The 21,612-nt window shown below is 48.1% G+C and carries 19 protein-coding genes and 3 pseudogenes; 19 read left to right on the forward strand and 3 right to left on the reverse strand.

The window, feature by feature from the left end:
* Positions 1 to 20 precede the first annotated feature (20 nt).
* The 6 genes and pseudogenes from hemC to DXA13_RS08945 form a co-directional block, all read left to right on the forward strand.
* A pseudogene (gene hemC / locus DXA13_RS21650) lies at positions 21 to 859 on the forward strand (hydroxymethylbilane synthase); the annotation flags it as partial.
* A gap of 51 nt (positions 860 to 910) precedes the next feature.
* Positions 911 to 1,486: a uroporphyrinogen-III C-methyltransferase gene (gene cobA / locus DXA13_RS21655; protein WP_278287039.1), complete on the forward strand. Its 576-nt coding sequence runs from the start codon at positions 911 to 913 to the stop codon at positions 1,484 to 1,486.
* Positions 1,447 to 2,397 (forward strand): uroporphyrinogen-III synthase, encoded by a 951-nt coding sequence (locus tag DXA13_RS08930; RefSeq protein WP_207662160.1) that lies wholly within the window; start codon positions 1,447 to 1,449, stop codon positions 2,395 to 2,397. The genes cobA and DXA13_RS08930 overlap by 40 nt, the downstream gene beginning before the upstream one ends.
* Positions 2,398 to 2,417: 20 nt before the next feature.
* Positions 2,418 to 3,623, forward strand: a pseudogene (locus tag DXA13_RS08935) (cobyric acid synthase); the annotation flags it as partial.
* 127 nt (positions 3,624 to 3,750) lie between these two features.
* Positions 3,751 to 4,044, forward strand: coding sequence for a hypothetical protein (locus DXA13_RS08940; RefSeq protein WP_118243581.1), 294 nt, complete (start codon positions 3,751 to 3,753; stop codon positions 4,042 to 4,044).
* A 101-nt stretch (positions 4,045 to 4,145) separates the two neighbouring features.
* Positions 4,146 to 4,778, forward strand: coding sequence for a precorrin-8X methylmutase (locus DXA13_RS08945; RefSeq protein ID WP_278287037.1), 633 nt, complete (start codon positions 4,146 to 4,148; stop codon positions 4,776 to 4,778).
* Positions 4,779 to 4,795: 17 nt separating this feature from the next.
* On the opposite strand, the gene nudC is transcribed toward DXA13_RS08945, so the two are convergent.
* Positions 4,796 to 5,632 carry an NAD(+) diphosphatase gene (gene nudC / locus DXA13_RS08950; protein ID WP_118243583.1) on the reverse strand — a complete coding sequence of 279 codons (837 nt, stop codon included), beginning with the start codon at positions 5,630 to 5,632 and terminating at the stop codon, positions 4,796 to 4,798.
* A gap of 302 nt (positions 5,633 to 5,934) precedes the next feature.
* Between nudC and DXA13_RS08955 the strand changes: the two genes are divergently transcribed.
* From DXA13_RS08955 to DXA13_RS08990, 8 genes are all read left to right on the forward strand, one after another.
* A complete protein-coding gene (locus DXA13_RS08955) occupies positions 5,935 to 8,211 on the forward strand; it encodes a bifunctional (p)ppGpp synthetase/guanosine-3',5'-bis(diphosphate) 3'-pyrophosphohydrolase (RefSeq protein WP_118243585.1) in 2,277 nt (758 codons plus the stop codon).
* A 214-nt stretch (positions 8,212 to 8,425) separates the two neighbouring features.
* Positions 8,426 to 9,085, forward strand: a complete 660-nt coding sequence (locus DXA13_RS08960) for an MBL fold metallo-hydrolase (RefSeq protein ID WP_118243587.1) — start codon at positions 8,426 to 8,428, stop codon at positions 9,083 to 9,085.
* 8 nt (positions 9,086 to 9,093) lie between these two features.
* The gene (gene hemZ / locus DXA13_RS08965) at positions 9,094 to 10,584 is read left to right on the forward strand and encodes a coproporphyrinogen dehydrogenase HemZ (protein WP_118243749.1); all 1,491 of its coding nucleotides are present in this window, start codon (positions 9,094 to 9,096) and stop codon (positions 10,582 to 10,584) included.
* A gap of 15 nt (positions 10,585 to 10,599) precedes the next feature.
* Positions 10,600 to 11,601, forward strand: coding sequence for a hypothetical protein (locus DXA13_RS08970; protein ID WP_118243589.1), 1,002 nt, complete (start codon positions 10,600 to 10,602; stop codon positions 11,599 to 11,601).
* A gap of 126 nt (positions 11,602 to 11,727) precedes the next feature.
* The gene (hisS, locus tag DXA13_RS08975) at positions 11,728 to 12,993 is read left to right on the forward strand and encodes a histidine--tRNA ligase (RefSeq protein ID WP_118243591.1); all 1,266 of its coding nucleotides are present in this window, start codon (positions 11,728 to 11,730) and stop codon (positions 12,991 to 12,993) included.
* A gap of 33 nt (positions 12,994 to 13,026) precedes the next feature.
* On the forward strand, positions 13,027 to 14,835 hold the full coding sequence (aspS, locus tag DXA13_RS08980; RefSeq protein WP_118243593.1) for an aspartate--tRNA ligase: 1,809 nt from the start codon (positions 13,027 to 13,029) through the stop codon (positions 14,833 to 14,835).
* Positions 14,836 to 15,016: 181 nt separating this feature from the next.
* Positions 15,017 to 15,550 (forward strand): GNAT family N-acetyltransferase, encoded by a 534-nt coding sequence (locus DXA13_RS08985; RefSeq protein WP_118243596.1) that lies wholly within the window; start codon positions 15,017 to 15,019, stop codon positions 15,548 to 15,550.
* Between the two features lie 113 nt (positions 15,551 to 15,663).
* Entirely contained in the window at positions 15,664 to 16,071 is a 408-nt protein-coding gene (locus DXA13_RS08990) for a cupin domain-containing protein (protein WP_118243598.1), read from the forward strand.
* A 98-nt stretch (positions 16,072 to 16,169) separates the two neighbouring features.
* On the opposite strand, the pseudogene DXA13_RS22390 reads toward DXA13_RS08990, so the two are convergent.
* Positions 16,170 to 16,616, reverse strand: a pseudogene (locus DXA13_RS22390) (LacI family DNA-binding transcriptional regulator); the annotation flags it as partial.
* Between the two features lie 82 nt (positions 16,617 to 16,698).
* Positions 16,699 to 17,208: a LacI family DNA-binding transcriptional regulator gene (locus tag DXA13_RS22395; protein ID WP_278287038.1), complete on the reverse strand. Its 510-nt coding sequence runs from the start codon at positions 17,206 to 17,208 to the stop codon at positions 16,699 to 16,701.
* Between the two features lie 347 nt (positions 17,209 to 17,555).
* Here DXA13_RS22395 and DXA13_RS09000 point away from each other — a divergent pair, with 347 nt between their 5' ends.
* From DXA13_RS09000 to DXA13_RS09015, 5 genes are read left to right on the forward strand one after another with little or no spacing between them, the layout of a single operon-like run.
* Positions 17,556 to 18,335, forward strand: a complete 780-nt coding sequence (locus tag DXA13_RS09000; RefSeq protein ID WP_118243600.1) for an SDR family oxidoreductase — start codon at positions 17,556 to 17,558, stop codon at positions 18,333 to 18,335.
* Between the two features lie 46 nt (positions 18,336 to 18,381).
* Positions 18,382 to 18,726 (forward strand): hypothetical protein, encoded by a 345-nt coding sequence (locus tag DXA13_RS22985; protein WP_347559789.1) that lies wholly within the window; start codon positions 18,382 to 18,384, stop codon positions 18,724 to 18,726.
* 26 nt (positions 18,727 to 18,752) lie between these two features.
* On the forward strand, positions 18,753 to 19,199 hold the full coding sequence (locus DXA13_RS22990; RefSeq protein WP_347559797.1) for a thiamine pyrophosphate-dependent enzyme: 447 nt from the start codon (positions 18,753 to 18,755) through the stop codon (positions 19,197 to 19,199).
* Complete coding sequence (locus tag DXA13_RS09010) at positions 19,196 to 20,131, forward strand: transketolase C-terminal domain-containing protein (RefSeq protein WP_118243602.1); 936 nt, start codon at positions 19,196 to 19,198, stop codon at positions 20,129 to 20,131. The genes DXA13_RS22990 and DXA13_RS09010 overlap by 4 nt, the downstream gene beginning before the upstream one ends.
* Positions 20,132 to 20,134: 3 nt before the next feature.
* On the forward strand, positions 20,135 to 21,610 hold the full coding sequence (locus DXA13_RS09015) for a glycerol kinase (RefSeq protein ID WP_118243604.1): 1,476 nt from the start codon (positions 20,135 to 20,137) through the stop codon (positions 21,608 to 21,610).
* The last annotated feature ends 2 nt before the right edge of the window (positions 21,611 to 21,612 follow it).

Genomic DNA, 21,612 nt, shown 5'->3' on the forward strand with positions numbered 1-21,612 from the left:
CGAGAAAAAGCCGGCTCGCCATGGTGCAGACGGAATTAGTAAAAAGAGCAATTGAACAGGCCGCCGGAGAGGGGACAGAAATCGAGATCGTTCCTGTTGTGACACAGGGAGATCAGATTCTGAACCGGTCTTTGACAGCCTCGGTGGAAAAGGCGTATTTACGAAGGAACTGGAAGAACAGCTGCTGGCCGGGAAGATCGATATAGCGGTACACAGTGCCAAAGATATGCCGATGGAATTTCCGGAGGGGCTGTCGGTTGGAGCGGTGCTGCAAAGAGAGGACCCGCGGGATGTACTGGTGACGAAGACGGGAGTGAAGGCGGCTGAACTGCCTCCCGGAAGCGTGATCGGGACCAGCAGTTTAAGGCGGGAACTGCAGATTAAGAACATCAATCCACAGGTGCAGATTCAGCTTTTGAGGGGAAATGTGGAAACCCGTCTGGAAAAACTGAAAAATGGTGAATATGATGGAATCCTTCTGGCGGCAGCCGGTTTAAACCGCCTTAAAATCGAAGAGGGCGGAGGATTCTTCTTTGAATATCTGAATACGGAAGACTTTGTCCCGGCAGCAGGCCAGGGAATCCTCGCCGTAGAAGTCAGAACGGGGGAGATGGCCGGCCTGATGGCGGCTATCCATTCTGAGGGTGCGGCGGAAATTCTGGAAGCAGAGAGGACCTTCCTGACGGTTCTCGGCGGCGGCTGCAACGCGCCGTGCGGAGCTTATTGCGAGAAAACGGAGAACGGCCTACGCATGAAGGTTATGTATGCCAGAGATGGGAAAACCCCTGTTTTTGACGATATGGAGATTATCAAGGATGTGGAAGCGGAGAAAGTATCTGCGCAGGATGGCAGGAGTACGGCGGCGGAACTGGCGGAAAGGCTTGCCAGGCGCGTTTGCGTGGGTACGGTTGTGCTGGCCGGAGCCGGACCGGGGGACGGGGAGCTGCTGAGCCTGAAGGCATGGAAGGCGGTAAAGGAGGCCGACGTCATCGTATATGACAATCTGATTTCGCCGTCTATTCTGAATGAGGCGCGTATGGATGCGGAGCTGATCTATGCCGGAAAACGGAGCGGACGCCATTCCATGAAGCAGGAAGAAATCAATGAAATCCTGGTGAAACAGGCGGAACAGGGAAAATACGTCCTGCGCTTAAAGGGTGGTGACCCTTATATCTTCGGCCGGGGGGGAGAAGAGGCGGCGGAGCTTTCCGCCCGGAGAATTCCGTTTGAAATCATTCCCGGAATATCTTCCTCTTACAGTGTGCCGGCATATGCAGGAATACCGGTTACGGACAGAAACGCGGCGTCCTCATTTCATGTGATTACGGGCCATGAAGGAACACATAAGCATTCGGCAGTTCTGGATTATGAGGTGCTGGCAAAAGAAGAAGGAACGCTCATTTTTCTGATGGGACTTCACAGTCTCAAGCGGATTGCATACGGCTCATGGAACACGGAAAGCCGTCCGTCACGCCTGTGGCGGTGATTGAAAGGGGTACGACGTCCGCTCAGAGAGTAGTGACAGGAAGCCTTTATGATATCGCCGTAAAGGTAAAAGAGGCACAGCTTGGCACACCGGCTGTCATCGTAATCGGCGAAGTAGTAAAGCTGAGGAACAGTCTCGCCTGGTTTGAAAGAGGTCCTCTGTTTGGAAAGCAGATTCTTGTTACAGGGACAAGACAGATGGTCAGACAGATGCAGGAAGTTCTTTCGCCCCTGAAGGCAGAGATCGCCGCGGTCAGCCTGATTGAAACAGAGCCGCTGATCACGGAGAAGATTGCGGATTGTCTCTGCAGCCTTGGGCAGTACAGCTGGATTGTATTTACAAGCAGTAACGGAGTTCTGGGATTTTTCCGTGAACTAAAGGAGCTGGAAGTCGATTTGCGGTCACTTCTTCATGTGAAATTTGCGGCGATTGGGAAAGGAACGGAAAAAACCCTGAGAGAAGCGGGATTTGCGTGTGACTTCCTGCCGTCCGTTTATTCCAGTGAGTGCATGGCAGAAGAACTGGTGCCGAAACTCCTTCGAGAAGATAAGGTTTTGTTTGTAAAGGCGGAAGAGAGCTCTAGAGCTATTCCAGAGGCTTTAGAGGCAGCAGGCATCGCCTGGGACGCTGCTTCCATATATAAGACGGTGCCGGATCTGAGGCGGAAGGAAGAGCTGGAACGGCTTGGAAAAGAAATGGATTATGTGATACTGACAAGCGGTTCCGGTGCAAGGGCATTCGCAGCAATGGCCGGAAATACCAGTGACTATAAGGGGAAAATCGTTTCTATTGGTCCGGTGACTACGAGAGAGGCCAAAAAAGCGGGAATTCCTGTGGACATAACGGCTGCAGTCTATACGGCAGAGGGGATCGTCGACAGCATTTTAAGCGATGTAAAAAAGAAATCGTAAACATCAGGGAGGTAACGGTTATGGCAAAATTTATCATGGTACAGGGGACCATGTCCAATTCAGGAAAATCCTTTGTAGCAGCAGGACTTTGCAGAATTTTCCGACAGGACGGCTATAAGGTAGCCCCATTTAAAGCGCAGAATATGGCGCTGAATTCATTCGTGACGGAGGAAGGCCTGGAAATGGGCAGGGCTCAGGTTGTTCAGGCGGAAGCCGCAGGAATACGGCCAACTGTAGCCATGAATCCAATCCTCCTGAAGCCGAACAGCAATATGGGCAGCCAGGTTATCGTCGAAGGCGAGATTCTGGGCAATTATTCGGCTGCGGAATATTATAAACTGAAAAAGGAACTGGTTCCTGTAGTGGAGAAATCCTTGAAAGAACTGTCGGATCAATATGATGTGATCGTGATTGAAGGCGCAGGAAGCCCGGCTGAAATCAATCTGAAAGAATTCGATATTGTAAATATGGGGATGGCGAAAATGGCAGGAGCGCCCGTTATTCTGGTAGGCGATATCGACCGGGGAGGAGTATTCGCGTCTCTGTATGGCACGGTAAAACTTCTGGACGAAGAAGAGCAGGCAATAATTAAGGGAATTGTCATCAATAAGTTCAGGGGAGACGTAGAGCTTCTGAATCCGGGCCTTAAAATGATTGAGGAAAAGGTGGGAATCCCTGTGATCGGGGTAATTCCCATGGAAGAAATAGATATTGAAGAAGAAGACAGCCTGGCAGACCGGCTGAACCGAAAAGGGAAGGGCAGCGGACTTGATATCGCTGTGATCCATCTCCCGCATATATCCAATTTTACGGATTTTGCCGTACTGGAGAGAATGAACGGAGTATCCGTAAGATATGTGGAGACGGAAGACGGCCTGGGAGTTCCCGATGCCATCATTATTCCAGGCACAAAGAATACGATGTCCGATTTAAAATGGCTGAGGGATTCCGGGCTGGCAGAAAAGATTACGGAATTCGCACGTCTGGATATACCGGTCATCGGCATCTGCGGCGGATTCCAGATGCTTGGAAAACGTCTCAGCGACCCTTACGGCGTTGAGGAAAAGGGCACGATGGAAGGTCTGGGGCTTCTGGACGCCAAAACCGTATTTTCCAGGGAAAAGGTGCGTACCCAGGCAAGGGCGCGCATATTGGAACATATTCCCGGATGGCCGAGGATTTCCGGTATGAATGTGGAGGGATATGAGATTCATATGGGGATCACGAGAAATCTGGCGACTGCCGGGACTTTATTGATATGAGACAGGGAGAAGAAAAGAGAGCGGAACGGTTCCATGAACGGGAGGAAAAGGAAAGGCCGGCGGCTGGGCTGTGCAGCAAGGACGGCAGCGTATGGGGAACCTACCTTCACGCTTTTTTGATGCGCCGGGAGTTGCCGAGGAATTTGTGGCATCGATTGAAGAAAAGAAACTGGCTTCCTTCCGCGGCAGCCAGGAGGAATCGGATAAAAAGCCCTCACAGGAAGTGAGAAGAAAACAGGCGGAGAAAGTTTATCACGGCTGGATGGAATACAAAGAAAAGCAGTATGACAAGCTGGCAGATCTGATCCGGAATTCTCTGGATATGGAACAGGTATACAGGATTCTGGACGACGGTCTGGACAAAGTAAACGGACATGTCTGCTAACGCAGACATCAGCAATCATAAAAGACGGCTGCTCCGCGCCATCGTGCCATGCAACCGCCGCCGTCTGGGACTTTATAGTAAATAGAGAGTGAGGAAAACAGGTGCTGCCACAGGAAATCGAAGCAAAGAGTATGGAGATAATTGAACATGAAATGAAAACGAGGGGGATACCGGCCCGGCCTGAGGAAGAGATGGCCGTTGTAAAACGGTGTATTCATACATCGGCAGACTTCGACTACGGGGAAAATCTGATATTTTCTTCAGATGCGGTGAAAAAAGGTACGGAAGCTTTAAAACAGGGAGTGACGATCGTAACGGACACAAATATGGCGGCCGCAGGCATCAATAAGCAGGCAGCAGGAAAGTTGGGAGTAAAGATCATGTGCTTCATGGCGGATGAAGATGTTGCAGAAGAAGCAAAACGGCGGCAGACGACAAGAGCGGCCATATCCATGGAAAAGGCCGCGGCTCTCGGCGAACCTGTTATCATTGCCTGCGGAAATGCGCCGACTGCGCTGATCTGCATCGATGAAATGAGAAAAAGCGGAAGAATGAGGGATGATTTTCTGCGCCTTGTCATAGGAGTACCTGTAGGATTTGTCAACGTGGTTGAGGCAAAGGAACTGATTTTGGAATCAGGCGTCCCAAGCATCGTTGCCAGAGGACGAAAAGGCGGCAGCACCATTGCTGCCGCCATCTGCAACGCACTGTTATATCAGTGCGTAAAGCGGTAAAGATCAGAACTGTCAGATTATTCCAGCCCATCCCGGAATCGGCACATCATTTCCTGGGTGAGGCTCACATCATTGTCAACGCCGGGCACGTCTTTTCTGTCGATCCATTCTGCGATGGCGAGCTCGGCTTCATCCAGCTTAATATGATCCGGTCCGTCCAGCTCACAGTAAAAACCAAAGAGCAGAGTGTCGCTGAAAGACCACGGCTGGCTCTTATAATAGCGGATATTCTTAACCTTCAAACCGACTTCTTCCATAACTTCTCTGTGAATCGTCTCTTCGATGGTTTCCCCAATTTCAGCGAAACCGGCAATCAGGGAGTATCGCTTGATTTCTCTTCCCGCATATTTGGTAAGCAGCAGGCGCTCGCCGTCTGTGATGGCTACAATAACTGCCGGAGAAATTTTGGGATATTCCATCATATGGCAACTGTCGCAGAACATCATGCGTTCTTTGCCGTGATGGCGCAGAGGTTTTCCGCATCTGCCGCAGAAGCGGCGGCTTTCATACCAGGAACTGAGTTGGATGGCGGTGATGGCTGCAAACGCCAGATGGCGGGGAGCAGCGGAACGCAGATATGCGGGTGGTTCTGCAGCATATCCGGATAAAAAGGAGTAATCTCCTTTTGGAGCGAGATAGAAATGATCTTTGTCGACAGAAAAGAGATAAATACAGGAATCATACAGGTTGTGAACGTGTGATTCCGCTTCAAGAAAACGGGGAAATGCCATTTCGCCGTTCTCTTCCCGTACGAGGATATGCCGTCCATGGCAGACTATGAGATAGCTGGTGGGGGATGGAGGGACGGGAGTGTATTCGTTGTGGTAAATGTGCGGTGCGATATCCTGAATCATTATGTACAGCCTCTTTCTTTTCATTTGGATTTTTGCATCTGCTCGTGGACGCCGGTTATGCAGGAATAAACGGCGTCCGGCACAGAAACGAATTTTTACTTAGTCTACCACAATTACTACGCTGCTACAAGGAATATATGGCCGATTTTATCGGTGATGCAATCGTATGACTGTCTGGCCTGCGGCAACAAAAATTGTCGAATGGGTATCCACAGACGGACAATACTTGTCGTTAGTACTTGAATTTTTATAAGAAAATCATTATAATGGTACAATAATACGCTTGGAAAAGGACGGATTCTATGGCAGGAGAGACGAAACCGGCAAAAATCGAACAGGAATTAGAGGCTCCGGCTGACTTTACAAGCCCGGAAGTTCTTTATGAAGATTTGGTCAGAGCTATACGGAAATATCATCCGTCGGATGATATTACAATGATACAGAAAGCATACCATCTCGCAAACGATGCCCATAAGGAGCAGAAGCGAAAATCGGGTGAACCATATATCATTCACCCTCTTTGTGTTGCTATCATACTGGCGGACTTAGAGATGGATAAGGAAACAATCGCGGCTGCAATTCTCCATGATGTTGTGGAAGATACGGTCATGTCTCTGGATGAACTGAAGAGAGACTTCGGAGAAGAGGTCGCTCTACTGGTAGACGGCGTTACAAAGCTGACTCAGATATCCTGGGATATGGACAAGGTCGAGATTCAGGCGGAGAATCTGAGAAAGATGTTCCTGGCCATGGCCAAGGATATCCGTGTAATCCTGATTAAACTGGCTGACCGTCTGCACAATATGCGGACCCTTCAGTACATGACTCCTGCAAAACAGAAGGAAAAGGCCAGAGAGACGATGGATATTTACTCTCCGATCGCTCACCGTCTCGGTATATCCAAAATTAAAGTTGAACTGGACGATTTGTCATTAAAATATCTGGAACCGGAGGCATATTATGAACTGGCGGAGAAGATTTCTCTCAGGAAGGATGCCAGAGAAGCGTTCGTAAAAGATATTGTGATCGAAGTCCGGTCCCATATGGAGGAAGCCGGGATCAGCGCGAAAGTGGACGGCCGGGCGAAACACTTTTTCAGCATATATAAGAAAATGGTGAACCAGAATAAGACTCTGGATCAGATATATGATTTATTTGCAGTCCGGATTATCGTGGACAGCATCAAAGACTGCTATGCGGCTCTGGGAGTGATTCATGAGCTGTATAAGCCGATACCCGGGCGTTTTAAAGACTACATCGCCATGCCGAAGCCAAATATGTATCAGTCTCTTCATACGACGCTGATCGGCAATAACGGCCAGCCGTTTGAGATACAGATTCGTACCTATGAGATGCACAGGACGGCGGAATTCGGCATCGCAGCCCATTGGAAGTACAAGGAAAGCGGAAGCGGACAGACGGCGGCAGAGAGCGAAGAGGCAAAGCTGAGCTGGCTCAGGCAGATTCTGGAATGGCAGAAGGACATGTCCGACAACAAGGAATTTTTGAGCCTGTTAAAGAGCGATCTGGACCTGTTTTCCGACAGCGTTTACTGCTTTACTCCGACAGGGGATGTCAAGAACCTTCCGAGCGGCTCTACGCCGATCGACTTCGCATATGCCATTCACAGTGCGGTCGGGAATAAGATGGTAGGGGCGAAGGTAAATGGTAAGCTGGTGCCCATCGATTATGTGATTCAGAATGGAGACAGAATCGAGATTGTTACATCCCAGAACTCTAAAGGACCGAGCCGTGACTGGCTGGCTCTCGTGAAGAGTACTCAGGCGAAGAACAAGATCAACCAGTGGTTTAAATCAGAATTAAAAGAGGACAATATTCTCAAGGGCAAGGAGATGGTGAACCAGTACTGTAAGGCTCACAGCATCAATCCTTCCGATATTATAAAGCCGGAATACATGGAGAAGGTCATGCGCCGCTATGCGTTCCGCGACTGGGAATCCGTGTTGGCGTCCATTGGCCACGGCGGCCTGAAGGAAGGCCAGGTCATCAATAAGATGCTGGATGAACGCAGCAAAAAGATCAAGAAGGAAGTGACCGATGCCACGATTCTCGATGAGATCGGCGACGGCAACAAGGTTCCAGTTGCCAAGAAGTCAAAGAGCGGCATTGTGGTCAAGGGAATCCACGATCTGGCCGTACGTTTTTCCAGATGCTGCAACCCCGTACCGGGAGATGAGATTGTGGGATTTGTAACGCGGGGACGTGGGGTGTCCATTCACAGGACGGACTGTGTCAACGTCATCAACCTTCCCAACGATGAAAAGAGCAGGCTGATCGATGCAGAATGGCAGCAGGCCGAAAGCGACGTCGGAGCGGAGAAATATTCAACGGAGATTCAGATATACGCCAATAACCGCAGCGGTATTTTCGTGGATATATCCAAGGTATTTACAGAACGCCAGATTGATATTACATCTATGAATGCGAGGACGAACAAACAGGGAAAGGCTACAATTATCATGACGTTTGATATACACGGAATCGAGGAACTGAACAACCTGACCGATAAACTGCGCCAGATTGAGGGAGTACTGGATATCGAGCGGACAGCAGGTTAAAAATAATAAACAGCAGTAGTTTGGCGAAAAACCAATTACAAGTCGGAAGAGGATGTTGCAAAAAGGAATAGAGCATTGCCGCCGATGCCAGATGTAGTGACTTGGCCACTGCCTGGAACGAAATCTGGTAGCGTTGGCAATGCGGATTCGACTTTTGCAACACCCTCTTTCGTAATATATGAATCAGACAGAAACATACATGGAGGAAGAAGTCATGGGCTCTTATACAGAGGGAGATTTGAGGATTAAAAGCAGTGTTCTCGGTGCGGTGGGAACAAACTGCTATTTCGTATATAATGAAACCACCAAAAAAGCAGTGATCATCGATCCGGCAGATAATGCGACCTACATCGTAAACCAGTGCGTGACTCTGGGAATTACGCCGGAAGCCATACTGCTTACCCACGGCCATGCAGACCACATGCTGGCGACGGAAGAGATCAGGAAACAGTATGGAATTCCTGTTATTGCAGGGGAAAAGGAAGAACGGCTTCTGGCAGATCCGACCCTGAACCTCTCCCCTATGATCGGCGGCAGACAGGTTGGGCTGAGAGCCGACAGAACGGTAAGAGACCGGGAGGAACTGGAGCTGATCGGATTCCGTTTTCAGGTAATTGAGACACCTGGTCACACGGAAGGTTCCGTATGCTACCGGATGAAAGAAGAGGGCGTGCTGTTCGCCGGAGATACGCTGTTTGAAGAATCCTTCGGGAGGACGGATTTCCCTACAGGAAGCATATCCAGCCTTGCAGAATCCATCATAAAAAAACTGTTTACACTCCCTGATGACACGATGGTTTATTCCGGCCATGGCCCGGCGACAGGCATCGGCCATGAAAAGGAATACAATCCGATTTATCAGTACGCGAGGTGACGGAAGAGATGATAGGGCTTTTACTCAATGACAGGTCATATGAACAGGATATCCGGGAACTTTTAATGGCATTTTATCCGGGAGAGACATTTGTATATGAAAAGAATGACGAGGCACAGTTTTATATTCACGGCGACCTCGTACAGGGAGACGATATTCTGGCGGAAACAGGGGATGCCACATATGGAGAAGGCATCTATATCCTATCTCTGGAATGTAAGGATACGAAGACATACCGCACCTTTGAAGTGTGTTACGGACAGCGGTTTGAAACGAAGAATAAGATAAAGCGGGGGCTTTATGATATCCTGAGCAAACGGACGGAACGGGAGCTTCCATGGGGAACGCTGACCGGCATACGGCCTACGAAAATCGCCATGACGAAAATGGAAGAAGGATGGAAAAAGGATGATATCGCCCGCTATATGAGGGACACATACCTGGCCAGCAGAGAAAAGATCGACCTGAGCATGGAAATCGCAGAGCGTGAACGAGAACTGCTGTCAGACGTTTCATGCAATGAAGGCTACAGCCTGTATGTCGGGATACCTTTTTGCCCGACCACGTGCCTTTACTGTTCTTTTACATCATTTCCAATAGGAAAATGGGAAGGCAGAACAGGGCTGTACCTGGAGGCGCTGTTTAAAGAGATGGATTATACGGCCGACAAGATGAAAGGACGCGTACTGGATACGGTCTATTTCGGCGGCGGAACGCCAACCTCTCTATCGGCAGAAGATTTGGACAGAATCCTCAATCAGGTAGAGAAGACGTTCGATCTTTCCAAAGTAAAGGAATACACGGTTGAAGCAGGTAGGCCAGACAGTATCACGAGGGAGAAACTGGAAGTCTTGAGGAAACACGGTATTACCAGAATTTCCATCAATCCTCAGACCATGAAGCAGGCGACACTTGATCTGATCGGAAGACATCACACGGTAGACATGGTGAAGGAAAAGTTCCTTCTGGCCAGAGAGCTTGGTTTCGACAACATCAATATGGACTTGATCATCGGCCTGCCGGAAGAAACTCTGGAAGATGTGAAACATACCATGGAAGAGGTGAAGGCCCTTCAGCCGGACAGCGTAACAGTGCATTCACTGGCTATTAAACGGGCGGCCAGGCTCAACATGTTCAAAGAACAGTATCAGGATCTGAAGATCACAAACACTCAGGAGATGATCGACCTTACGGCAGAATACGCCAGGAATATGGGGATGGAACCGTATTACCTTTACAGGCAGAAGAATATGGCCGGCAACTTTGAAAATGTAGGTTACAGCCTTCCGGGAAAGGCGTGCCTTTACAACATATTGATCATGGAAGAAAAGCAGACAATTGCTGCCTGCGGCGCAGGGACCACGACAAAGGTGACTTTCCCGTCGGAAAACAGGCTGGAACGTGTGGAGAATGTCAAAGATGTAGAGCAGTATATCGGAAGAATTGATGAAATGCTGGAGAGAAAAGGAAAGCTTCTGGATAAAATGGAGACGCCGTAGCGCAGAAGGGATAATATGAAGAGAAAGGTATGCCCGATATGTGATAAAGCCATGAAGGTTCCGTTTTACTGCGGAACATGTAAAAGGATTGTGCTTCACCCGTATGAACAGGATGCTACATATTATCTGAATGAACGCCATCCGTCCTCAGAAGCGGACTGCTCCTACCATAACGGAAGGCAGAACGAAGCGGAATCAGGACGCTGGGACGATATCCTGAAAATACCGGAAAAAGATATCCGGGAATATCAGGAACCGGCAGAGCGGCTGATCCAATGGATGAAATACAAAAACAGATGGGTGCTGGTGCTGATCGGAGCGTATCTCATCTTTGTCGTGGTATCCGGAATATCGGTGATCGGCAGCCTGAAGGACCAGTCTGAGCGAAGCTGGCCGGCGGATTATCTCCAGACAGAGGCTGTTTTGGAGATAGAAGAGGAGACGGAAGAATTCTATCATGAGTGGGAGCTCTCCGATGAGGATGTGATCAGCGCAGGGGAGGCCTGCAGTGCGTACGGACACCTTCCGGTAATGATCGATCAGCTGAAGCCTGTGTTTCTTTATTATCTCATGTCAGAGGAATATAGAGTGAGCAGTGATGATCCGTGGAGTTATAATCTGACATATGATAATTTGACATCCTACAATACGTTAATTAACTGCGCGGTCTATGACGATGAGGACCGCCAGATCGGCAGCATTGGCATTCTCTACGACACAGCCACATCACAGCTGCATGAGATTGATATCTCGGCCAAAGACAGGGAAACGCTCATAAACATCATGAAGGATGCAGTTTTTTCTCTGGAAGATACGGGGGTCATCCCTAAAACCATGGAATTCCCTCAGAAGCTGGAGAATGGATTAGATCCGGAGGCGCCGGAAAATGGCGGCAGTATCCCAGCCGAATATGACCTGGATGCGGAAAATGTGACAATTCAGTGCAGGATCGATAACGAACAGGGTATTTGGAACTACCAGGGAACAATCGCTGCAAAGCCAGGGAACGAAATGTAAGACGCCGCAGAATGGACGCAGCGGCCGGTTTCAGGGCGGAAAACATCGCAATTTGAGGAAAAAGGGCTTGCAAAATTGTATAGTCAATGTAAAATAGAAGAGATTAAAGAAAATGGAGAGTGGACCATGGCATTGAAGAAAAAACCAGTGACCGGTATGAAGGATATTCTGCCGGCAGAGATGCAGATTCGTGATTATGTATTGAACCAGATTAAGGATACTTATAGAAGCTTTGGATTTTCGGCGATTGAGACTCCATGCGTGGAACATATTGAGAACCTGACCAGCAAGCAGGGCGGAGATAATGAAAAGCTGATTTTCAAAATCCTTAAAAGAGGCGAAAAGCTGAGGCTCGAAGAGGCGAAAGAAGAAAATGACCTGGTGGACGGAGGACTTCGTTATGATTTAACACTGCCTCTTTCCCGTTATTATGCGAACAACGCCGCCAATCTGCCGTCTCCTTTTAAAGCACTTCAGGTTGGAAGTGTCTGGAGAGCCGACCGGCCCCAGAAGGGACGTTTCAGACAGTTTGTGCAGTGCGACATCGATATTCTGGGAGATGCCACAAGCCTTGCGGAGATCGAACTGATCCTGGCTACTACTACGGCTCTGGGAAAAATCTGTCCGGAAAATAAATTCACAGTCCGCATCAATGACCGTGAAATTTTAAGAGCCATGGCTCTTTACGCAGGCTTTCCGGAAGAGTCTATGGAACAGGTATTTATTATACTGGACAAGATGGACAAGATCGGCAATGAGGGCGTGGAAGCAGAACTCCTGGAAGCCGGATATACGGAAGAATCCGTGAAGAAGTATCTGAAGCTTTTAAGCGGAGCGGGAACGGACGCCGAAAGTGTAAGAGGACTGGAAGAAATCTTAAAAGGCGTAATCGCAGAAGGCAGGGCAGAAGGCCTGGCCTATATTATGGACACGGTAAAAGAAGTGACGACGGCAGATTTCAGCCTTGCATTCGACCCCACTCTAGTACGTGGTATGTCCTATTATACGGGAACGATTTTTGAGGTGGCTATGGAAGGCTTCGGCGGCTCTGTTGCAGGCGGCGGAAGATACGATAAGATGATTGGCAAATTCACCGGAATGGAAACGCCGGCATGCGGTTTTTCCATCGGTTTTGAGAGAATTGTGACTATATTGATGGACAACGGTTTTACCGTACCGTCGGCAGTCGGAAGGAAAGCATATCTGTTCGAGAAGGGCATGGACAGCGGAAGGCTCAGCGAAGTGATCGGAGAGGCCACGAAAGAGCGAGCCGATGGCGTTCAGGTTCTGGTTGCGCAGATGAATAAAAATAAAAAATTCCAGAAAGAGCAGCTGATGAAGGAAGGCTATACGGAATTCAGAGAATTTTACAAAAACGAGCTGAAGAAATAATCATCAGTCTGACGAAGGGAGATAAATTAAATCATGGCAGAATCAATGGCTGGGCTGAAGAGAACCCACAGATGTACAGAATTATCAACAGCAAATGTCGGTGAGAACGTCACCGTCATGGGCTGGGTGCAGAAGAGCAGAAATAAGGGCGGAATTATTTTCGTCGATCTCAGGGACCGTTCCGGGATCCTGCAGATCATTTTCGAAGAAAATGACTGCGGCGCCGAATATTTCGCAAAGGCAGAGAAGCTGAGAAGCGAATTCGTCATTGCCGTAGAGGGAAAAGTTGAAGCCCGTTCCGGCGCGGTGAATGAAAACCTGGCGACAGGAGCGATTGAAATACGCGCAAAATCGTTAAGAGTATTGGCGGAATCTGAGACGCCGCCGTTCCCGATTGAAGAAAACAGCAAGACGAAGGAAGAACTCCGTCTGAAATACCGTTTCCTTGATCTAAGAAGGCCCGATATCCAGAGAAACCTGATGGTGAGAAGCCGGGTAGCGACCCTGACCCGTGCATTTCTGGCCGAAGAAGGATTTTTGGAGATCGAAACGCCGACTCTGATTAAGAGTACGCCGGAAGGCGCGAGAGATTATCTCGTTCCCAGCCGTGTTCATCCAGGTTCCTTTTATGCCCTTCCTCAGTCCCCGCAGTTGTACAAGCAGCTTTTGATGTGTTCCGGATACGACAGGTACTTCCAGCTGGCAAGGTGCTACCGTGACGAGGATCTGCGTGCAGACAGGCAGCCGGAATTTACACAGATCGATATGGAACTTTCCTTTGTGGACGTGGACGACGTACTGGACGTCAACGAAAGGCTTTTAAAGAAGTTATTTAAGGATATCTGTGATTTCGATCTGGAGCTTCCGATTCCCAGGATGACATGGAGAGAGGCTATGGACCGTTACGGTTCCGATAAGCCTGATCTGCGTTTCGGCATGGAGCTGCACAATGTTTCCGACGTGGTAAGCGGCTGTGAGTTCGCTGTATTTAAGGGCGCCCTTGAAAACGGCGGTTCTGTCCGCGGTATTAATGCAGCTGGACAGGGACATATGCCCCGTAAGAAAATAGATGCCCTTGTAGAGTATGCAAAGGGCTTTGGAGCGAAAGGGCTGGCTTATCTTTCCATTCAGGAGGACGGCAGCTTTAAGTCTTCGTTTGCCAAATTTATGAAAGATGAGGAATTAAAGGCTCTCGTCGAGGCCATGGAAGGAAAGCCGGGCGATCTGCTGCTGTTTGCCGCCGATAAGGACAAAGTCGTTTTCGATGTGCTGGGAAACCTCCGTCTGGAACTGGCAAGGCAGCTCGATCTTCTGAAGAAAGATGACTTTAAATTCCTGTGGGTAACAGAATTCCCGCTGCTCGAGTATTCTGAGGAAGAGGGACGTTACGTAGCGATGCATCATCCATTTACGATGCCGATGGAAGAAGACCTTCCTCTCATTGATACGGATCCAGGCGCGGTCCGCGCAAAAGCATATGATATCGTGCTGAACGGCACAGAGATGGGAGGCGGTTCCGTCCGTATCCATCAGGCCGATATTCAGAGCAAGATGTTTGAGGTTCTCGGATTTACGAAGGAACGTGCACAGAGCCAGTTTGGCTTCCTGCTTGAAGCATTTAAGTATGGAGTTCCGCCTCACGCAGGCCTTGCATATGGCATGGACCGTATGGCCATGCTGATGGTTGGTGCAGACAGCATACGTGATGTGATTGCATTCCCTAAAGTAAAGGATGCCTCCTGCCTGATGACAGAAGCCCCTGCTCCGGTAGATGAAAAACAGCTGGAAGAATTAGGAATCTTTGTAAGCGAAGAGACAGAAGACGGAGAAACAGCTGAATAGACAGGATAAAACAGGGCAGAATCACTCAAATAACAGGCGGTATGGCTGAGAGTGATTCTGCCCTTATGAGTATATTTCGATCAGGAAGCTGAAGCGGCCTGCCGCTTTACTTATAGAAAGTTTTGTAACCTATTCCAAAGGAACAGATACCTTGCGATTGAAAAACGGAGGAGTATGTATTATGAAATTAGAGAGACCTGCAGAACGTTTTGATGAAATTTATGGAATCTACGAGGCGGCATTTCCGGATGATGAAAGGAGGACATACGACAGACAGAAGGAAATTTTACAGGAGGGAAAGTGCAGTTTCCGGGTCATTGAAAAGGACGGAAAGATATTGGCATTTCTGGAATACTGGAATTTAAACAGCTGCATATTTATCGAGTATCTGGCTACTGTTCCGGGAATGAGGAACAAGGGGTATGGAAAACGGCTGGTTGAAGAATGTCTGGAAGAAGCGAGAGAATGTGGAAAACCGGTATTTCTGGAGATCGAACCGGTAACAGAATCAGAACCCATGACAGGCAGGCGGTCCAGATTTTATAAAAGGATCGGATTCTGCCAGAATGCTTTTCCGTATCAGCAGCCGCCTTTAAAAGAGGGCGACAGCTTTAAAAATCTGCTTATAATGAGCTATGGCATACAGCTGGAGGAAAAACAGTTCAGGGGGTACAGACAGGAGATCTACAGCAAGGTATACGGTGTAGAGGAATAGCCGCGTGATATGGAACTTACCGAAAAAAGACAGGATGTAATATACAGATGGTAAAGCTGTTTCTTACAGCAGAATTACATACATGTATAGAATAGGAAAGAGGAGGAAGGAATATGTATTACAAATATGATCCGGCAAACGGCATCCACGTTCCGGAGCCGTTTAAAAGGACAATGACACCACTTTTTATGGGGGATGACGACAAGATTAAGGAAACAAATTTCTCTGTTCATTTTACAGAGTGGGAACCGGGATGTGAGATTGACAGCCACTCCCATCCGGCGGGAATGGAGGCCATGTACTGTATGGCTGGTGAAGGCGTTGCGGAAATCGACGGTGTGGAACATGAATTCGTTCCAGGCTCTATGATCGTGGCTCCTCCGGGGATTCAGCACAAGATAAAAAATACTGGAAAAGAACTGCTGCGCGTTTTCTGTATTTTTTCTCCGCCTGTTACGGGAGAATCCCTGAGACAGCGTGCAATGGAGGCAGTTGAAGCGCAGAGTAAGAAAGAAGAGTAATAAAAAACTAATATTCTTTTGCATCACAGCAGAGAAAAACGGAGTGTTGTGTGATATGAAATCATTTGATTTCTTATCACGCAGCACTCTTTGTTTTATTAGACATTTTTGGGACGGGAGGAGACGGAATTCCTGACTATAAGCTTCGTTCCAATACGGATTTTTCTGGAACGAGATTCCTGTGTAAACTTATCAGGATTTTGAATCATCCGCATCAGTTCGTCTACCGACTCCCATGCAAGGCCATGCTTTGAGACATTGACGGAAGTCAGAGGGGGCGTGGTAACCTCGCAGTTGGGACGGTCGTTGAAACCGATGATGGAGATATCTTCCGGTACTTTATAACCATGTTCGGAGAAGGCTCGGAGGGCTCCGCCGGCCATGGTATCATCATCACAGACAAATGCGTCAGGAATATCATAGGAAGGTTGACTCTGCAATAGCTGCCGGATATCCCGATAACTTCCCTCTTCTGTATAATGAACGTCCAGGATGTGGTCTGAAGAAAATGATAGCCCGAAGTGGGCAAGGGCATCCTCGTAACCGCTCTGGCGTTCCTAAAACTGTTTATCCGAATCAGGCTTTTCATATAGCCGATCCGTCGATGTCCCATCCGGACCAGATATTCTACGGCCTGAAATGTCCCCATCTGGTTGTTGATGGAACACTGTTACAGGATAGGCGGGAAAAGTCATTATCAAGAGCAATCATGGGAATAGGGAGATCCTGAAAAAGTTCCATATCCTCATCCTCCATTTCCGTAGCAAAGATGATAGCGCCCTGACAGTCGAGCTCTTCTAAATGAGCAAGTTGAGGCTCGATTGGTTTACGTTTATCGATATTGCACAGAAGGATATTATAGCCGTAGTAGCGGGCCCGGGTTTCTATGCTTTCCATCAAAAGCAGAAAAAAGGGATGAAGATCCAGAACTTCCCCGTGGCGTTTATAAATGATAAAGCACAGGTTGCTGCTTGGCACAGCCGGTGCTTTTTTTATTAAATATTCACACCCCATTTCCTGGAGTTCGGCAAGCACTCTGTCCCTGGTTGAATCGGATACGCCAGGTTTATGATTGATGATCAGGGACAGGGCAGCGGGCGATATGCCAAGTTTCTGAGCGATTTCCCGATTGGTCATATATAAAGTCTCCTTTGCTTATTTCTACTATAAATTATAGATGAACTAAATTAATAAGTCAATTATTTATTGAATTATTTAGTAAACGAAAACTGAACGATATTTATATCTATGATGATACTGTAATAGGTAAAATGGATAAACGCGAATCGACCTAGAATTTTATGAAGAAAAACACTTTGTTTAGTCAACATACACAAAAATATTGAAGAAAAACACTTTGTTTAGTCAACATACACAAAAATATTGTTGAAAAATGTTAAATATTCAGTATTTACAAACTAAATATTTAGAAGTAAAATCTAAATAGAAATAAACAAATAAAAAATATTTAGGAGGAAACAAAAATGATTCAGTACGAGAAAGTAAACGGGAATTTTGATTTAACGGGAAAGACAGCAATTGTCGTAGGAGGAGCAGGCGGAATCGGAGAAGCTACGGCTCAGATGTATGCAAGGAAGGGAGCCAGAGTCGCTATCGTTGATTGTAAGGATAACTGCCCGGAAGTAGCTGCAAAGATTGCAGAAGAGTTCGGAGTACAGACCATTGGCGTCAAATGCGACGTAACAAGTCAGGAGAGCGTGGATGGCATGATGAAGACAGTGCTGGAAGCCTTTAGAGAAATCAACATTCTGGCCGCTATGCCCGGATTCGTGGATCTCTACCGTGCTGAAGAGATTTCCATTTCTACCATTGAAAAGCACATGTCTATCAACGCGGTCGGTGTGTTCCGGGTATGCCAGGCAGTTGCCAATCAGATGATTCGACAGGGCAAAGGAGGAAAGATGGTCTGCGTTACTTCTCAGGCCGATTTTATCGCCATTAACAAACATGTAGGTTATACCATGAGCAAAGCGGCAGTGGTAGGCATGATCAAAGTCTGCGCACTGGAATGGGCGGAATATGGAATCAATGTCAATGGAGTGGCTCCGACAGTAGTGAACACCTATATGGGTGAAAAAGCATGGCAGGGCAAGGTTAAGACAGATATGATTGAGAAAATTCCGGCACACCGTTTTGCCGAGACAGATGAAATTGCAGCGGCAGTGCTGTTCTTATCCTGCAATGAGTCAAATATGATCACAGGCGAGGATCTTGTTGTAGACGGCGGATTTACGATTTATTAAATTTGTGGTACAGGAATCAGGAGTTAACAGAAGGAGAGGATATAAAATGGATGCGTTGACAAGAAAAGCCTATGAACTGCGCCGCGATATCATTGAGATGGTACATAATTCCGGGGCGGGGCATGTAGGGGGAGATTTGAGTGTAATTGATATATTGACTGTCCTGTATTATAAGGTAATGAACGTTTCACCTGAAAAAGCAGAGGATCAGGACCGCGACCGATTTCTTTTGAGCAAGGGCCATTGTGCAGACGCGCTGTATTGTGTCCTCGGAGAAAAAGGATACTACGATAAAGAGGAAGCAATTAAAACCTTCAGCCAGTTTGGGAGCCGGTTTATCGGCCACCCAAACAAGGAAGTACCTGGCGTTGAAATGAACTCCGGTTCCTAGGCCACGGGATATCAGTAGGCGTGGGTATGGCTTTGGCAGCCAGAATGAACCGTCAGGCTTATCGTACTTATGTGGTGTTGGGTGATGGAGAGATGGCGGAGGGTTCCAATTACGAAGGCATGATGGCCGCAGGCCATTATAAGCTTGACAACCTCTGCGTCACTGTGGATTTAAATCGTCTTCAGATCAGCGGCACTACGGCGCAGGTGATGGACAGCGCCAGTCTGGCAGACAAATTCCGCGATTTCGGCTGGAATGTCATCGAGGTCCTGGATGGAAATGACTGTACCCAGCTGGTCGTTGCTTATGAGCAGGCGGCCGCCTGTAAAGGGAAGCCAACAGTAGTGATTGCCAATACGGTGAAGGGAAAGGGGATTTCTTTTATGGAGAACCAGATTTCCTGGCACCATGGAGTGATGACAGAGGAACAGTATGGACAGGCGGTAAAAGAACTAAAGGAGGTACTGCAATGAATAAAATAACGAACAGACAGGCTATCTGTGACACATTATTGGAAGCAGCGAAGAGAGACCGGGATATTGTTGTACTTTGTTCGGATTCCAGAGGTTCAGCGTCCATGACGCCTTTTGCAAAGGCTTATGCGGAACAGTTCGTGGAGGTGGGGATAGCGGAACAGGATCTGGTATCCGTATCCGCCGGACTGGCGGCCTGCGGAAAAAAAGCCTTCGCTGTTTCTCCGGCGTGTTTTTTATCGACCAGAAGCTATGAGCAGGCAAAAATCGACGTGGCATATTCCAATACCAATGTTACCCTGGTTGGGATCAGCGGGGGAATCAGTTACGGCGCTCTGGGAATGAGCCACCATTCCTGCCAGGATATTGCCGCAATGTGTGCGCTTCCGGAAATGCGGGTTTATCTGCCCAGCGATCGGTTTCAGACAGGAAAACTGATTGAGGCGCTGCTTCAGGATGAAAGGCCTGCCTATGTTAGAGTCAGCCGTTCGGCCACGGAAGATATCTATGATGATCAGATGAAATTTGAACTGAATAAGGCCCATGTATTGTCTGAAGGCGCAGATGCCATGATTATCGCCTGCGGCGAAATGGTTCCATATGCCATGGAAGCTGCAAAAATACTAGAGAAGATTGGTATCCGGGCAGGAGTCATGGATATGTACTGTTTAAAACCTTTGGATGAGGAAACGGTTCTGAAATACGCCGGCAAGGTGAAGTGCCTGGTAACGGTAGAAGAACATTCGGTTTATGGTGGTCTTGGCAGTATGGTGGCGGCAGTGACGGCGGAGAGACACCCGGTAAAAGTAAAGAAAATAGCCCTGCCTGACGGCCATCTGATACCAGGTTCCAACACAGAAGTATTTGCCTACTACGGAATGGATGGAGCCGGAATTGCTGAAACTGTTAAAAAAGCACTGATAGAGGGATAAAAGATGGGGTACATATTGGGGTTAGACCAGAGCACACAGGGGACGAAGGCAATCCTTGTGGATGAGAAAGGAAGATTATGGGGCCGTGCGGATCAAAGCCACAGGCAGATTGTGAATAAACAGGGTTGGATTTCCCATGATCTGGAAGAAATATATAGGAACACATGCAGTGTGATACGGAATGTGATTGAACAAACGGGGATTGCAAAGAACGAGATTGCAGCGATTGGGATCAGTAACCAGAGAGAGACAACAGCAATCTGGGACAGAGATGGAAAACCGTTAAATGAAGCGATTGTATGGCAGTGCTCCAGAGCCAGGGAGATTGCTCAGAACCTGGCTCCCTATGGAGAGCAGATAAAAAATAAAACAGGACTTATGCTGTCGCCCTTTTTTCCGGCGGCTAAGATGGCCTGGCTGCTGTCAAACACAGAAAGCGCAAAACAAATGGCGCCGGAAAATCTGTGTCTGGGTACGATAGACAGCTGGCTGATATACAGGATGACAGGAGGAAAGTCATTTAAGACCGATTATTCCAATGCCTCAAGAACCCAGTTGTTCAATATCCATACCCTGTCCTGGGATGGGGAATTGTGCAGGCTTTTCGGGATTTCTGAAATGTCACTGGCTCAGGTTTGCGACAGCAACAGCCTGTTCGGGATGACTGATCTGGATGGATACTTTGAACATGAGATTCCGATCCATAGCGCGGTCGGAGATTCTCACGGAGCTTTATTCGGCCAGGGCTGCCACAGCAAGGGGATGATTAAGACAACTTATGGAACCGGTTCCTCCATCATGATGAATACAGGAACAGAGTGCGTATCCAGCAGCCACGGCCTGGTGACTTCTCTTGCATGGGGGATAGACGGGCAGGTGAATTATGTGCTGGAAGGGAATATCAACTATACAGGCGCAGTGATCACATGGCTAAAAGATGAACTTCACCTGGTCAGTTCTCCGGATGAAAGCGAAGCTCTTGCCAGAGCTGCCAATCCTATGGATAAAACAGTGCTGATTCCTGCCTTTTCCGGATTGTCCGCACCATATTGGAGTGATACGGCGAAAGCTATGATATATGGAATGAGTCGTACAACAGGAAAAAATGAAATTGTAAAGGCGGCCCTGGAAAGTATTGCCTTGCAGATCCAGGCAGTACTGGGGGCAATGGAGAAGGACAGCGGTATCAATATAAAAGAACTGCGTGTTGACGGCGGACCTACGAGAAATTCCTATCTAATGCAGCTTCAGAGCGATCTCTCTAAATTAAATGTGGCCGTAGCCAAAATCGAGGAATTGTCCGCAATGGGGGCTGCCTGTCTGGCCGGAATCGGGGCTGGAATCTTTAAACAATCTGAACTGTTTTCGGAAGAAGGCAGAATGATATACAGTCCGCAGATGACGGAAGAGGAACGAGAGGAAAAAGCTGGAAATTGGAATGAGGCCATCAGACTTGTATGTACTGCGGCCGTCCGGTAGGA

The organism is Clostridium sp. AM58-1XD (genome assembly GCF_003464085.1).
Lineage (GTDB): Bacteria > Bacillota > Clostridia > Lachnospirales > Lachnospiraceae > Lachnoclostridium_A.